The organism is Mangrovibrevibacter kandeliae, assembly GCF_024519155.1.
GTDB classification, from domain to species: Bacteria; Pseudomonadota; Alphaproteobacteria; order Rhizobiales; family Rhizobiaceae; genus Mangrovibrevibacter; species Mangrovibrevibacter kandeliae.
Genome location: NZ_JANIFJ010000006.1, coordinates 160,665 through 173,334, shown reverse-complemented (window position 1 = coordinate 173,334; position 12,670 = coordinate 160,665). Strand labels below are relative to the sequence as shown.

14 protein-coding genes are annotated in these 12,670 nt (G+C 69.1%); 5 read left to right on the top strand and 9 right to left on the bottom strand.

Annotation, left to right across the window (positions count from 1 at the left end; all coding sequences use genetic code 11):
• Nucleotides 1-32 precede the first annotated feature (32 nt).
• The 3 genes from NPA30_RS16085 to NPA30_RS16075 all read left to right on the top strand — a co-directional run bounded on the left by NPA30_RS16085 (nucleotide 33) and on the right by NPA30_RS16075 (nucleotide 2,221).
• Nucleotides 33-380 (top strand): DUF1428 domain-containing protein, encoded by a 348-nt coding sequence (locus NPA30_RS16085; protein WP_256803783.1) that lies wholly within the window; start codon nucleotides 33-35, stop codon nucleotides 378-380.
• Nucleotides 381-383: 3 nt separating this feature from the next.
• Nucleotides 384-860, top strand: coding sequence for a VOC family protein (locus tag NPA30_RS16080; protein WP_256803782.1), 477 nt, complete (start codon nucleotides 384-386; stop codon nucleotides 858-860).
• Between the two features lie 134 nt (nucleotides 861-994).
• Nucleotides 995-2,221, top strand: a complete 1,227-nt coding sequence (locus NPA30_RS16075; RefSeq protein WP_256803781.1) for a PQQ-dependent sugar dehydrogenase — start codon at nucleotides 995-997, stop codon at nucleotides 2,219-2,221.
• A 6-nt stretch (nucleotides 2,222-2,227) separates the two neighbouring features.
• Here the strand turns inward: NPA30_RS16075 and NPA30_RS16070 are convergent, their stop codons facing one another.
• The 4 genes from NPA30_RS16070 to rplS are packed head-to-tail and all read right to left on the bottom strand — an operon-like array spanning nucleotide 2,228 to nucleotide 6,753.
• Entirely contained in the window at nucleotides 2,228-4,684 is a 2,457-nt protein-coding gene (locus NPA30_RS16070; RefSeq protein ID WP_256803780.1) for a putative bifunctional diguanylate cyclase/phosphodiesterase, read from the bottom strand.
• 52 nt (nucleotides 4,685-4,736) lie between these two features.
• Nucleotides 4,737-5,069 carry a cupredoxin domain-containing protein gene (locus NPA30_RS16065; RefSeq protein ID WP_256803779.1) on the bottom strand — a complete coding sequence of 111 codons (333 nt, stop codon included), beginning with the start codon at nucleotides 5,067-5,069 and terminating at the stop codon, nucleotides 4,737-4,739.
• Nucleotides 5,066-6,232, bottom strand: coding sequence for a catalase family peroxidase (locus NPA30_RS16060; RefSeq protein ID WP_256803778.1), 1,167 nt, complete (start codon nucleotides 6,230-6,232; stop codon nucleotides 5,066-5,068). Before NPA30_RS16060 ends, NPA30_RS16065 begins: the two co-directional genes overlap by 4 nt.
• Before the next feature lie 59 nt (nucleotides 6,233-6,291).
• The gene (gene rplS / locus NPA30_RS16055; RefSeq protein WP_256803777.1) at nucleotides 6,292-6,753 is read right to left on the bottom strand and encodes a 50S ribosomal protein L19; all 462 of its coding nucleotides are present in this window, start codon (nucleotides 6,751-6,753) and stop codon (nucleotides 6,292-6,294) included.
• A 202-nt stretch (nucleotides 6,754-6,955) separates the two neighbouring features.
• Between rplS and NPA30_RS16050 the strand changes: the two genes are divergently transcribed.
• Entirely contained in the window at nucleotides 6,956-7,714 is a 759-nt protein-coding gene (locus NPA30_RS16050) for a sulfite exporter TauE/SafE family protein (RefSeq protein ID WP_256803776.1), read from the top strand.
• A gap of 173 nt (nucleotides 7,715-7,887) precedes the next feature.
• Entirely contained in the window at nucleotides 7,888-8,814 is a 927-nt protein-coding gene (locus NPA30_RS16045; RefSeq protein WP_256803775.1) for a hypothetical protein, read from the top strand.
• 55 nt (nucleotides 8,815-8,869) lie between these two features.
• On the opposite strand, the gene trmD is transcribed toward NPA30_RS16045, so the two are convergent.
• The 5 genes from trmD to rpsP form a co-directional block, all read right to left on the bottom strand.
• Nucleotides 8,870-9,547: a tRNA (guanosine(37)-N1)-methyltransferase TrmD gene (gene trmD / locus NPA30_RS16040; protein ID WP_256803774.1), complete on the bottom strand. Its 678-nt coding sequence runs from the start codon at nucleotides 9,545-9,547 to the stop codon at nucleotides 8,870-8,872.
• 5 nt (nucleotides 9,548-9,552) lie between these two features.
• Complete coding sequence (locus tag NPA30_RS16035; protein WP_256803773.1) at nucleotides 9,553-9,855, bottom strand: putative quinol monooxygenase; 303 nt, start codon at nucleotides 9,853-9,855, stop codon at nucleotides 9,553-9,555.
• Nucleotides 9,852-10,469, bottom strand: coding sequence for a ribosome maturation factor RimM (rimM, locus tag NPA30_RS16030; RefSeq protein ID WP_256803772.1), 618 nt, complete (start codon nucleotides 10,467-10,469; stop codon nucleotides 9,852-9,854). The genes NPA30_RS16035 and rimM overlap by 4 nt, the downstream gene beginning before the upstream one ends.
• Before the next feature lie 79 nt (nucleotides 10,470-10,548).
• The gene (locus NPA30_RS16025; protein WP_372338837.1) at nucleotides 10,549-12,090 is read right to left on the bottom strand and encodes a sensor domain-containing diguanylate cyclase; all 1,542 of its coding nucleotides are present in this window, start codon (nucleotides 12,088-12,090) and stop codon (nucleotides 10,549-10,551) included.
• Between the two features lie 168 nt (nucleotides 12,091-12,258).
• Nucleotides 12,259-12,666 (bottom strand): 30S ribosomal protein S16, encoded by a 408-nt coding sequence (gene rpsP / locus NPA30_RS16020; RefSeq protein ID WP_256803771.1) that lies wholly within the window; start codon nucleotides 12,664-12,666, stop codon nucleotides 12,259-12,261.
• Nucleotides 12,667-12,670: the final 4 nt, after the last annotated feature.

Genomic DNA, 12,670 nt, shown 5'->3' with positions numbered 1-12,670 from the left:
CGATCGGTTCGAAAGGAAGGGGAGGAGGCAGGATGTACATCGACGGTTTCGTCATCCCGGTGCCAACCGAGAACCGGGAGCGCTACAGGGACTTTGCGGCGAGGGCGCTGCCGATCTTCCGTGAGCACGGAGCGACGCGCGTCGTGGAATGCTGGGGCACGGACGTGCCGGACGGCAAGGTCACCGACTTTCGCGGCGCCGTGAAGGCCGAGCCCGGCGAGAGCGTCGTCTTCGCCTGGATCGAATGGCCCTCCAAGGAGGTTCGCGACGCCGGCATGGCGCGCGTGATGGAGGACGATCGCGCGGAAGCCTTGGGCGAGATGCCCTTCGTCGGCCAGCGCATGATCTTTGGCGGCTTCGAGCCGATCGTCGAGGGCTGAGCGATGACGCGCATCGTCCCCTGCCTCTGGTTCGACGGTCAGGCCGAAGAGGCGGCCCGCTTCTACGTGTCGCTGCTGCCGCAGACCTCGCGCATCGAGTCCGTCGTGCCGCAGACCGTCGACACCCCCGGCGGCAAGGCCGGCGGCACCCTGACGGTGGAGTTCACGCTGGATGGGCAACGCTTCCTGGCGCTGAACGGCGGGCCGTACTTCACGCCGAACGGCGCGGTGTCCTTCATCATTGAATGCGACGGCCAGGGCGAGATCGACCGGTTGTGGGACGCGATCCTTGCCGCGGGCGGCAAGGAGATCGAGTGCGGCTGGATCACCGACCGCTACGGCTACCATTGGCAGATCGTGCCGAAGGCGTTCTCCGACATGATCCGGGAGCCCTCGCGCAGTGCCGCGGTGATGCAGGCGATGATGGGGATGAAGAAGCTCGATCTTGCCCGGCTCGAGGCGGCCTGGCGCGGCAGCTGAGGACGAGGGGCCGGATCACAACCCGTTCAAGTCGACCGTGGTGCGGTTGCAGGGCATGCGGAATGGCCCAGGTGCTGGTGCAAAGCGTCCGCCGTGCGGCGGCGGACGGTGTCACGCCGAACGGGAACACCCTCATGCGCCTCATCTCCACCGCCCTCGCCTCCGCCACCCTTCTCGCCGCCCTGCCGGCTTTCGCCCAGTCGCGCGGACCGGTCGAGACCAAGCCGCCGAACGCCCGCGGTCAGGAGCCCGCCTTCGCCGGCCAGACGCGGGCGCCGCAACCGGCGCAGGACGTCGGCGTGAAGACTGAAACGGTCGCAGACGGCCTGCCGCATCTCTGGTCGATGGAGTTCCTGCCGGACGGGCGGATGCTCGTCGCCGCCAAGGCCGGAAACCTCTACATCCTTGGCAAGGACGGCAAGCCCGGTGAAGCCATCGATGGCGTGCCGAAGGTCGACGACGACGGCCAGGGCGGGCTGCTGGACATCGCGCTGGCGCCGGATTTTGCGACAAGCGGCACGATCTTCTTCTCCTTCTCCGAGCCGCGGGGCGGCGGCAAGAACGGCACCAGCGTCGCCCGTGCTAGGCTCGCCCGGAATGATGCCGGAACCAGCGGCCGGCTGGAGGACGTGAAGGTCATTTTCCAGCAGAAGCCGGCCTATGACGGCGACAAGCATTTCGGCTCGCGCCTCGCCTTTGCGCCGGACGGCGCGCTGTTCGTGACCGTCGGCGAGCGCTCCGACACGCCGATCCGCGACCGGGCGCAGGATCTCTCCTACGGCATGGGCAAGGTGTTCCGGATCGAGCCCGACGGCTCCGTGCCGGACGACAACCCCTTCGTCGGCGACAGCAAGGCGCAGCCGGAGATCTGGTCCTGGGGCCATCGCAATCTCCAGGGCGCCGTGGTCGCGCCGGACGGCCGGCTCTGGACAGTCGAGCATGGGCCGAAGGGCGGCGACGAACTCAATCATCCGCAAGCCGGCAAGAACTACGGCTGGCCGATCATCACCTACGGCATCGACTACAACGGCAAGCCGATCGGCGACGGGATCACCAAGCATGAGGGCATGGAGCAGCCGGTCTACTACTGGGATCCGGTGATCGCGCCGTCCGGGATGGCGGTCTACGAGGGCGACGAGTTCCCGCAGTGGCGCGGTGCAATCCTGATCGGGGGCCTTGTCGCGCGGGGGATCGTCGTCCTGCGGATGGATGGCGACCGGGTCGCGAGCGAGGAGCGCGTGCCGCTCGAAGCGCGGATCCGCGACGTCAAGGTTGGCCCCGGCGGTGCGGTCTATGCCGTCACCGAGACCCGGGGCGGCGGGAGCTCGATCCTGCGTTTGACGGCGGCGCCCGACGCCTGAGCCATTTCAGCCGGCAGCGAGCCGCGCTGCCGGCGCGAGCCTGTCGTGCGGCGACCTCGCCCCGCCCGTCCGGCGGCCGTGCAGCGTGCCGAACTGGCGGATCGCCGCGGCGACCTCGCCGGACGGCCGCGGGCGGCTGAAGTAATAGCCCTGGACCTCCTTGCAGCCGGCGGCTTGAAGGATCGCCAGCTGTTCCGCCGTTTCGACGCCCTCGGCGATGACGGCGATGTCCATCGCGCGGCCGAGACCGATGACGGCGCGGATGATGGCATGATTGTCGCGCTGGTCGACGGCCCGCACGAAGGACTGGTCGATCTTGATCTTGTCAAAGGGAAAGCGGCTGAGGTAGCCGAGCGACGAGTAGCCGGTGCCGAAATCGTCCATCGAGACACCCACGCCATGCTCGCGAAACGCTTCGAGCATCGCGGCGACCGTCTCGCCGTCCTGCAGGAACAGCGACTCGGTCACCTCCAGATGCAGGCGCGCGGCCGGCAGTCCGGCAGCCGCCAGGGCGTCCACGACCTCGTGGACGAGAGCCCGGTTCTTGAACTGGACCGGCGAAAGATTGACCGAAACCACGAGGTCGTCGGGCCACGTGGCCGCTTCCTGACAGGCTGTCAGCAGGGCCCAGTGTCCGATGGCGTGGATCAGGCCGCTCGCCTCGGCCACCGGGATGAACTCGGCCGGAGAGACGTTCCCCAGCTCGGGATGCGTCCAGCGCAGGAGCGCCTCGAAGCCGGTGATCGTCTGTGTCTCGACGTCGACGAAGGGCTGGTAGAACAGTTCGAGTTCGCCGCGGTCGGTGGCCCCGCGAAGATCCAGCTCCAGCTTGCGCCGCATCTGGAGTTGCGCGTCCATCTCCGGCTCGAAGAACCGGTAGGTGCTGCGCCCCTCGCTCTTGGCGCGCTCGAGCGCCAGATCGGCGTTCTTCAGCAGCGTCTCGACCGCCGCTTCGCCGTCGGCAAGCTCGTCCGCCAGCGCAATGCCGATGCTGGCGCCCACGGTCGCCGGCACCCCGTGAAGATCGAAGGGCTGCGACAGGGCGGCGAGCACGCCTTCGGCCAGGGCGTCCGGGCGCTCGTCGAGGCGCAAATTCTTGACGATGCCGAACTCGTCGCCGCCGATGCGGGCCACGAACTCGCCCTTTCCGGCGAGGTCGAGAAGCCGCGCGGACACTGATTGCAGGAGGGCGTCGCCAGCCGGCTGGCCGAGCAGGTCGTTGACCGCCTTGAAGCCGTCGAGATTGATGGAAAGCATCGCGACGTTGCGCCCGCCCCGCCGGCGCAGCAGCGCCTGTGCGACCCGTTCGCGGAACTGCCGGCGATTCGGGAGGCCCGTCAGAAGGTCGTGCTGCGTCATGTGGGTCAGCCGCGCCTCCGCCCGGTGGCGCTCGGTGAAATCCTCGAGCGTCACCACCCAGCCGCCGCCCGGCACGGCCTCGCTCGACACGGCGATCCTGCGGCCGTCGGCGAGTGCGTGGATCGCGCCGGACCGGTCGCCCGTGTCGAACAGGGCGGCATAGCGCTCGTCCTGCAGCACGGCCTCCGCCGCCGGCGCATCGTCGCCGCCGCAGAACATCTCTTCGAAGCGCCGATTCCTGATAATCAGCCGACCTTCCGCGTCGATCAGGCAGAGGCCCTGCGACATGTTGTTCAGCGCTGCATCGAAGCGGGTGTTCTGCAGCGCGATCTGGCTGCCGAAGCTTGCCGCCTGCGCTGCCATCAGCTCGCGGATGCTCGTCTGCATCGTGGCGAGGGCGGTCAGGAGCTGGCTCGTCTCGCCGCCGCCGCTCGGCCGGATCTCGTTGTCCAGCTTGCCGCTGGCGATCGCGGTCGCAATGCCGACCGCCCGTCGAACCGGAGGGATGATCAAGGTCGAAAGCAGCACGGAGATGATCAGCGCGCCGCCGACACCGCCGGCGAGCGCGATCTGGCTCTGCCGGTCGGCCCGCTCGATCAGATCACCGACCTCTCGCCGGAAACGGTAGCCATCGCCGGCGAAGATCTCGACTGCGGTGTCGAGTTCGTTGTCGATCACCTTGAGGGTCTGCAGGAAGGCCGGCGTCGACACGAATCGGTCCGCGCGCAGATGCAGGATGCGGTTGCGGATCTCCTCGACCTTCTGGCCGCCGGCCGGGGAAATTGCGCGATCCGCAGCGACCTTCAGATCGCCGAGGATGTCGTCGAGCCTTATCTCGGCGCTCTGCTTCGGATCGTCCTGTTGCAGACGCGGCGCCGTCTTGAGGGTCGCGTTGGCGTCGAGGCGGTCGCGCAGGTCCGCCTCCAGCTTCACGAGCGAATTCTGCGCCGAACGCAGATAGCTCAGCGACAGGAGCGCCTCGTCGTAGATGCGCGTCGCGATGGTACCGATCTGCTGCTGACTCGACCGCGCAAAAAGCCCCAGCCCGAACACCACCATGGTCAAGCCGAGGCAGCCGACGATGAGCTTGAGCCGGATCGACATCAGGGCGATCCGCTTGCGGCTTCGAATTCGCCCTGCAGCACGGCGGCGGATGTCACTCGTCCACCGTCACGTCGAGCCGCATGCGCGGGTGGATGCCGCATCGAACCTCGAACGTTCCTGCCTTGGTGAACGCGATGTCCACGTTCTGCTGCGGAGCCTGCCCGTCGGAGTCGAAGCTGAACTCGGGAGACTCGACGTAGATCTGATGCAGGAACGGGTCGTCGTTGGTGAAGCGGATCGTGTCGCCACGGTGGATCTCGGCCGCGGCGCGGTCGAAGCTCCGGTCCCGCTGCTCTATGACCATGGACGGGGCGACGGCTGCCGCACCGCAGGTCAGGAGAAAGCCCGTGCCGGCCGCGGCGACGAGGAGAAGCGCCGTCTTCATTTCAGATCCGCCGCCTTTTGATGATCCTGCTGGCGCCGGGTGTACGACACCCGGTAGGCGCGGGTGCGGGCGAGCAGCATCGGATCGTCGGAGGGCGCGATGCCGTCGACGAGGCTGAGCGGCGTGAAGAACAGCTCGCGCTGGCGGGCCGCACTGTCGGCGGCCAACGATGTCAGCATCAGGGTTCCCAGCGTGACGCGCGCCCGATCGGCCGGCCAGGGGATCGAGCCGTCGGTGGTGGAGTCACCGGGCTGCGCCAGCTGCACCTCGAGGCGGAAGGCGGCGGGACCGCGCTGCAGGCGGGCGGCAAGCTCGTCGCCGAGGAAATCGGCACCGCGCGCCGCCGCCTCGTCTTTCGCAAGATATGCGGTGCCGGCGAGGGGCGTGATGACGTAGCGCCCGAATCGACGCTCGCCGGCCGCATTCTCGAAGTCGAAGGCATTGACGCCGTAGAAGGCCTGGCGGGCGTAGCTCTCCGGCGTCGGCCGCGGCGTGTCGACGAAGCGCTGAGCTGCGGGATGAGCCGCCACATGGGCCGGAAACGCCTGCGGATCCTTGGAGCCGAGGGCGATCAGGAACGCGAGGAACTCCTCCGGCGTCGCCGCAGGGAAGCCGTCGTAGGAGTGGGCGACGATGTCGGTCGCGCCGCCGTCAGGCAGCATGAACTTGATCGCCATGCCGTTCGGCTCGGCGTCGGGATTGCCGTCGGGCAGGGTGGGCACGCCGGCAAAGTTCGAGAAGCGCACCACGACGGGCACCGCGCCGCCGTTCAGATGCACGGCCTTGCTCAGGGAGGCCGCTTCGGGCGCCGGCTCGAACCGGCCGTCGGCAACGACGCCCTTGGTGTGCACCGCACGCTCGCCCGCGTGCGGACCGCCGAAGACGCCGTCGAAGGCTCCCACCAGCGCCTTGGCGACTTGCGTCGACGTCAGCACGCCGGCCTGCGCCGCGCCGGGTCCCGTCGTCGCCAGCAGGGCGACAAGGAGCGCCTGCCGGGTGGGGCTGCAGAGCCATGGGGCGAAGGGGAAGGAGCGGGACACGCAAAATCCGGGGCTGGCTTGAATATACCTATGGAGTACAACCCCAGCCGTTAAAGCCGCGTTATGCTCACGCATCAGTTCAGTGACATCTTCTCCTTCGAGGCGCTCCGACTCGCCGCCCAAAAATGGAAAAGGCGGCCCGAGAGCCGCCTTCGAGATCGTTCAGCCTTGAAGCGCCGCGTTTACTCGGCGGCGCCTTCCTTGGCGGCGGCCTTCGCGGCCTCGGCCTCGGCGCGGGCGTTCGCCGCCACGGCGCGGGCGTCGTCGTTCAGCTTGCGGGCGCGCGCATTGGTGGCCTCGACGATACGGGCCGACTTGCCGCGGCGATCGCGCAGGTAATACAGCTTGGCGCGGCGGACGCGGCCGCGGCGCACGACCTCGATCGACTCCAGCATCGGCGAGAAGATCGGGAAGACGCGCTCGACACCCTCGCCGTAGGAGATCTTGCGGACGGTGAAGTTCTCCTGGAGGCCCGAGCCGCTGCGGGCGATCACGACGCCCTCATAGGCCTGCACGCGGGTGCGCGTGCCCTCGGTGACGCGCACGTTGACGCGCACGGTGTCGCCCGGCGAGAACGACGGGATGGTCTTGCCCTCGGACAGGCGCGCGCTTTCCGCGGCCTCGAGCTCGGCGATGATGTTCATGGCACAACCTCAATTCGTTTCATGCCGGCTCAGCTGGCATGGCCGTTGGTACGGTCAGGTTATTCTGAGGAAATCGGTGCGTGGCTTACACAAGCCCGGCCGCTTTGTCGAGCCTTTATGCTTCGGCCGCGGCCGACTTGTTCCCTGAGGCACGGGACGGCTAAGTGCCGCGAGCCGCCCTCCCCGCCGCCGCGAGCCTCCGATGACCGTCACCGACTCCGTCCTCCTCTTCGTCGCCGGCTTCCTCGCCGGCCTTGTCAACGCGGTCGCCGGCGGCGGCACATTCCTCACCTTCGGCGCCCTCAGCCTCGCCGGCCTGCCGCCGATCGCCGCCAACGCCACCTCCTCGATCGCGCAGTTCCCCGGCTACGTCACGTCGACCCTCGCCTACGCGAAGGACATCCGCCGCTACTGGCAGGGGGCGCTGCCTCTCCTCGTCGTTTCCGTCATCGGTTCGCTCCTCGGTGCGCTGATCCTGCTCGCGCTCGACAATCCGTCCTTCAAGCGCCTGGTGCCATGGCTGCTGCTCGCGGCCACCGCGCTCTTCGCCGCTGGTCCCTGGCTGCGGCCGAAGCCGACCGGCGGAGCCGGAGCGGAGGGGGGCCGGCAGCGCTACCTCAGCCCGCTGACGCAGTTCGTCGCCTCGATCTATGGCGGCTTCTTCGGCGCCGGCATGGGCATCATGATGCTGGCGACGCTCGGCCTCACCGAGGGCGGCGACTACCACCGCCTGAACGCCCTGAAGAACACGCTCGCCCTCGTCATCGCCGCCGTCGCCATCGTGGTGTTCGCGCTCGGCGACGTCGTCGGCTGGGTGCAGGTCGCGGTGATGGTGCCGGCGGCGGCGCTCGGCGGCTATGCCGGCGTCTGGGGCGCCAAGCGCGTGCCGCAGACCGCGGTGCGCGTCTTCGTCATCGCCATCGGGCTGCTCCTGACCGCCTACTATTTCGCGGCGGCTTGATCCGGGAGGAGCTGCGCCGGGCGACACAGGAACCAAAGACGAGAGGCGGATGTTGAAGCCGCACATCGTTGTAATGGAGGATTACGGTCATGGGTCGCGGTATTCTGCTTTGGCTGCTCGGGGTTCCGATCCCGGTGATCATCCTTCTCGCTCTCTTCTTTCACTGAGCGATCATGAGCGTCGCCTACGACCGGACCACCCCTCTCGTGGTGGATGATGAAACGGAAGGAGCGACGAGCTCCGTGTCCTGGGCCGCGGTCATCGCAGGCGCCGTCGCGGCGGCTGCCCTGACCGTGGTGCTGCTTCTGCTGGGCTCCGGCCTCGGGCTCGCCTCGGTCTCGCCATATGGCGGCGAGGGCGCCAGCGCGGCCACCTTCGCGGTGTCGGCCGGCATCTGGCTGGTGATCGTGCAGTGGCTGTCCTCGGCCTTCGGCGGCTACATCAGCGGCCGCACGCGCGCGCGCTGGGCTTCGCCTGTCCACGACGACGAGGTCTACTTTCGCGACACGGCGCACGGGATCCTCAGCTGGGCACTCGCAACGCTGGCGGTGGTCTGGCTGATGTCCTCGGGCGCCTCGTCGCTGCTGAGCGGCGGCGTCCAGGCGGCCTCGACGGTCGCCGGCGGCGCGGCGACGGCAGGCGTGTCTGCAGCCGCCGGCAACGCCGACAGCGGGGGCGCCAGCGGTGGCGGGGCCACGGCCTACTTCACCGACATGCTCTACCGCGGTCCCGCCAACGCCCAGTCTCCGGCTGCCGCTGGCGGCGGAACCGAGGATTATCGCGCAGAGACGGTGCGGATCCTCGGCTATGACGCGGTCACCGGCGAGATCTCCGACGGCGACAAGGCCTATCTTGCGCAGTTGGTCAGTCGGCAGACCGGCCTGTCGGAGGCGGATGCTGAGGCGCGCGTGAACGACGTCGTCGGCCAGATCGACGCGGCCAAGGCGAAGGCGAAGGAGGCTGCCGACGATGCGCGCCAGGCGGCGTCCGCAGCGTCTCTGCTGCTTGCGCTGTCGATGGTGATCGGCGCCTTCGTTGCGGCTGTCGCTGCCGTCATCGGCGGTCGCCAGCGTCACGGCATCAAGGACATCTTCGCCTGACCCGGTGGCGGGCTGGACCGCCACATCGAATGCCAGCGCGCCGGCCGGACGTCCGTCAGAGGAGGTCCGGCCGGCGTTCGCGTGTCAGCCGTTCGGCCTCGGCTCGCCGCCACCGCTCCACTGCGCCGTGGTCGCCGGAGGTCAGGACGGACGGGATGCCGCGTCCTTCCCACTCCGCCGGGCGCGTGTAGTGCGGATGCTCGAGCAGCCCCGTCTCGAAGCTTTCCGTGTCGCCGGACTGCGCGTTGCCCATGACTCCCGGCAGCAACCGCACCACGGCGTCGAGGAGCACCAGCGCCGCGATCTCGCCGCCGGAGAGGATGTAGTCGCCGATCGACACCTCCTCGAGACCGCGGCCCTCGATCACCCGCTCGTCCACCCCCTCGAAGCGCCCGCAGACGAGCAGCGCGCCCTCGCCGGACGCGAGCGCGCGCACCCGGGCCTGCGTCAGCGGTCGGCCGCGCGGGCTCATCAGCAGCCGCGGCCGCCCGTCGGCTGACGGCACGGCGTGGTCGATCGCACGGCCGAGCACGTCGGCACGCAGGACCATGCCCGCGCCGCCGCCCGCGGGCGTGTCGTCCACCGCCCGATGCCGGCCTTCACCGAACGCCCGGATGTGTACGGTGTCGAGGCGCCAGTCGCCACGCTCCAGTGCCCGGCCGGCGAGCGACGTGCCGAGCGGTCCCGGAAACATCTCGGGATAGAGCGTGAGGACGGTGGCGTGAAAGGGCATGGCAGTCAGGCGAGCGGCTCGATCCGGCCCGCCTCCACCGTCTTCAGGTCGCGCTCCAGAACGGTGACGCCCTTCAGCGCCGCATGCCAGGCGGCCACATGCGCCGATTGACCGTGCGCGGTGAGCGCTTCGCGGCTGTCCCACTCCTCGTAGATCCGCACCAGTCCCGGCTCCAGGAGATCCTCGGCATAGGAATAGGCGATGCAGCCGGGCTCCGCCCGGGTCTGGGTGAGAACGGCGCCCGCCGCCTCGCGCACACGGCTCAGATCCGTGGCCGCGAGACGCAGTATGCCGGAAACGATGATCATGACGGGTCCTCCTCCTCGTTGACGCTCGCCCCTCCGGGGCCGGCCGTGTCGTCATCGTCGGGCGCACCCTCGCCCTCGCCCTCGTCCTCGCCCTCGTCGGCGTCGGCTGCGGCGAGGCCGGCGGCGACCGGCTCGACGATCAGGACGCCGCGCGCGTCGTCGATCTCCGGCACCGCGGCCTCCGAAAAGGGGATCATCACGGTCGGTCCGCGCTCGGGCGCGATCTCGACGAGGTCACCCGCTCCGAAATCGTGGAACGCCACGACCGTGCCGACCGGCTCGCCCGCCACCGTCTCGACCGCCATGCCGATGAGGTCGGCCTGGTAGAACTCGTCCTCGTCCTCCGGCGGCAGCACCGAGCGATCGACGAAGAGCTCGCGCCCGTTCAGCCGCTCGGCCGCGTTGCGATCGCGCACCTCCTCGAAGCGGACGACCACGACGGTCTTCTGCGGCCGGGCGCTCGCGACGGTGAAGCGGTTGCCCTGCGCGTCCTGCAGCGGGCCATAGGCGCCGAGATCGGCCGGATTGGCGGTGAAGGCGTTGACGCGCACCTCTCCGCGGATGCCGTGGGCGCCACCGACGACGCCGAGAAGGACGGGATGTTCGAGGCTCATGGTCTGCCTGCCGCTCTGCCGACGCTGCGGCGATCGTCGGCCTTATCCCTTCGCGGCCGGCGCAGCGTCAAGCCGCGCGTCACTCGGCCGGCGGTGCCCGGTGCCCGTCCTGCTGGGGCCGGCGGCGATCCACCAGCGGGTCGCCCTCGTAATAGGCGCGCTTGGCGTCGTACATGGCCTCGTCGGCGCGCTTGACCGTTTCCTCCAGCCGCTCGCCGGCCCGGCTGGTCGCCACGCCCATGGCAAAGCTCAGCCGCTCGCCCGGGTAGAACTGGTTGTTGACCTCGATGAGGTTCTCGATCGTCTCGATGAGTTCGCGCCCCTGTTCGGTGCCGACACCCGGCATCAGCACCACGAACTCGTCGCCGCCGATGCGGGCGGCGCAGTTCGGCCGCACCACCGCCTCGGCCAGCACCTCCCCCGCCCGGCGCAGCAGCGCGTCGCCGGCCGCATGGCCGAGCGTGTCGTTTACCGCCTTCAGCGCATTCAGGTCCGCCGCGATCACCGTGATCGGCCGGAGGTCGCGCCGCTCCAGCCGGTTGATCTCGTCGACGTAGTAGGAGCGGTTGTAGAGCTTGGTCAGGACGTCGTGCTTGCCGAGGAACTCCAGATAGGCCTCGGCCTTCTTGCGCGCGGTGATGTCGGTCAACGCCACCTGCACCTGCGACCAGTCCGCCTCGCGTCCCGGAAACACCGAGAACTGCATGTGCAGGTGCAGCTCCTCGCCGCCGAGCGTGTAGTTCACCACCTCGCGCTGCTGGAACAGCTTGCCGTTCCACAGGTCGATCAGCTGCTCGCGGAAGTGGTTCTCCATCGCGTCGCGGAACACGCTGTCGAGGCGCAGCGTCAGCGTTTCGAGATCGGGCGCGCCGAACAGCGCCAAAGTGTGCCGGTTGACGTCGAGGAGGCGGATCTCGCTCATGCAGCGCCGCACGAACTCCGGATGCACGTCGAGGAAGGTCGGGAAATCGACGACGCCGTTCGACCGGGCGCCCTCGATCAGGTGCCGCACCGAGGAGAAGTCCTCCACCCACAGCGACACCGGCGAATACTCGAAGAGGCCGCGCGCATACTGCTCGCTGTCGGCAAAGCGCCGGCGTGCCTCCTCCCGGTCGGTGACGTCCTCGGTGGAGACGAGGACGCGGCTCCAGTCGTCCTCGTGGCCGGGCAGGATGCGCGCCTTCAGCTGCACGTCGAGCCGCTTGCCGGCGAGGGTGTAGTTGACCGCGAGGCTGGAGAACTCGAGCGCGCCCTCGAAGAGCTGGGTCAGCTCGCCGACATGGGTCTCCAGCATCTCGCCCTTGAAGATCCGGTCGAGCCCGCCGATCAGCTCGTTCATGTCCGCCGCGCCGAAGAGATCGAGCGTGCGCCGGTTGGCGGCGAGCACCCGGATCAGGCGGGTGCACTGCGCCACACGTTCGAGGTCGGCGGCGAGGAAGGCGCGCAGGTTGCGCACGCCCTTCGTCCGCCAGTCGTCGAGGAGAAGCTTGATCGCGCTGAAGTCCTCGAGCCAGAGCGGCACGGGCGACAGCTCGAAGAAGGGGTCGTTGAACGCCTGCATGGCATCGGAAGCGATGCTCTGTGCCGTCGAACGCTTCGGGGTGCGGGGCTGCTGTGTCATGACCTTGATCTGCCGGGCGGGACGGTACGAGACGACGGCGTCCCTGCGTTTCTCCATCGGTGCGGCCGCGAACCGAACGGCGGTCGTCAGCCTACCCAACCATCAATGTCATGAACCTTGCGTCAACTTGAAATGGCAACGGCGCCCGAAGGCGCCGTTTGTTGTGGATCACTCGGCGCTGGCCGCCTCGTCCGCCGGAGCGGCCGCCTCGGCAGCCGCCGCTTCGGCGGCGGCGCGGGCATCCTCCTCGCGCTGCTTGCGCTCGGCCTCGCGCTCCTGCGCCTTCTTGCCCGGCAGGCCCTTCTTCGGGTTGGCGCGCTCGGCCCGGTTGGCGATGCCCGCCTGGTCGAGGAAGCGCAGCACGCGGTCGGTCGGCAGGGCACCCTCGCCGAGCCAGTACTTGATGCGCTCGTCCTTCAGCGTGACGCGCTGGGCGTCCTTCGGCAGCATCGGGTTCCAGGCGCCGACCTGCTCGATGAAGCGGCCGTCGCGCGGCGAGCGGGCGTCGGCGACGACGATGTGGTAGTAGGGGCGCTTCTTCGAGCCGGCACGGGCCAGGCGCAGTCGCAGGGGCATGGTC

Coding starts and splice junctions, on each gene's coding strand:
- NPA30_RS16085 (WP_256803783.1), top strand. CDS start 33: ATGTACATCGACGGTTTCGTCATCCCGGTGCCAACCGAGAACCGGGAG.
- NPA30_RS16080 (WP_256803782.1), top strand. CDS start 384: ATGACGCGCATCGTCCCCTGCCTCTGGTTCGACGGTCAGGCCGAAGAG.
- NPA30_RS16075 (WP_256803781.1), top strand. CDS start 995: ATGCGCCTCATCTCCACCGCCCTCGCCTCCGCCACCCTTCTCGCCGCC.
- NPA30_RS16070 (WP_256803780.1), bottom strand. CDS start 4,684: ATGTCGATCCGGCTCAAGCTCATCGTCGGCTGCCTCGGCTTGACCATG.
- NPA30_RS16065 (WP_256803779.1), bottom strand. CDS start 5,069: ATGAAGACGGCGCTTCTCCTCGTCGCCGCGGCCGGCACGGGCTTTCTC.
- rplS (WP_256803777.1), bottom strand. CDS start 6,753: ATGAACATCATCGCCGAGCTCGAGGCCGCGGAAAGCGCGCGCCTGTCC.
- NPA30_RS16050 (WP_256803776.1), top strand. CDS start 6,956: ATGACCGTCACCGACTCCGTCCTCCTCTTCGTCGCCGGCTTCCTCGCC.
- NPA30_RS16045 (WP_256803775.1), top strand. CDS start 7,888: ATGAGCGTCGCCTACGACCGGACCACCCCTCTCGTGGTGGATGATGAA.
- trmD (WP_256803774.1), bottom strand. CDS start 9,547: ATGCCCTTTCACGCCACCGTCCTCACGCTCTATCCCGAGATGTTTCCG.
- NPA30_RS16035 (WP_256803773.1), bottom strand. CDS start 9,855: ATGATCATCGTTTCCGGCATACTGCGTCTCGCGGCCACGGATCTGAGC.
- rimM (WP_256803772.1), bottom strand. CDS start 10,469: ATGAGCCTCGAACATCCCGTCCTTCTCGGCGTCGTCGGTGGCGCCCAC.
- NPA30_RS16025 (WP_372338837.1), bottom strand. CDS start 12,090: ATGACACAGCAGCCCCGCACCCCGAAGCGTTCGACGGCACAGAGCATC.
- rpsP (WP_256803771.1), bottom strand. CDS start 12,666: ATGCCCCTGCGACTGCGCCTGGCCCGTGCCGGCTCGAAGAAGCGCCCC.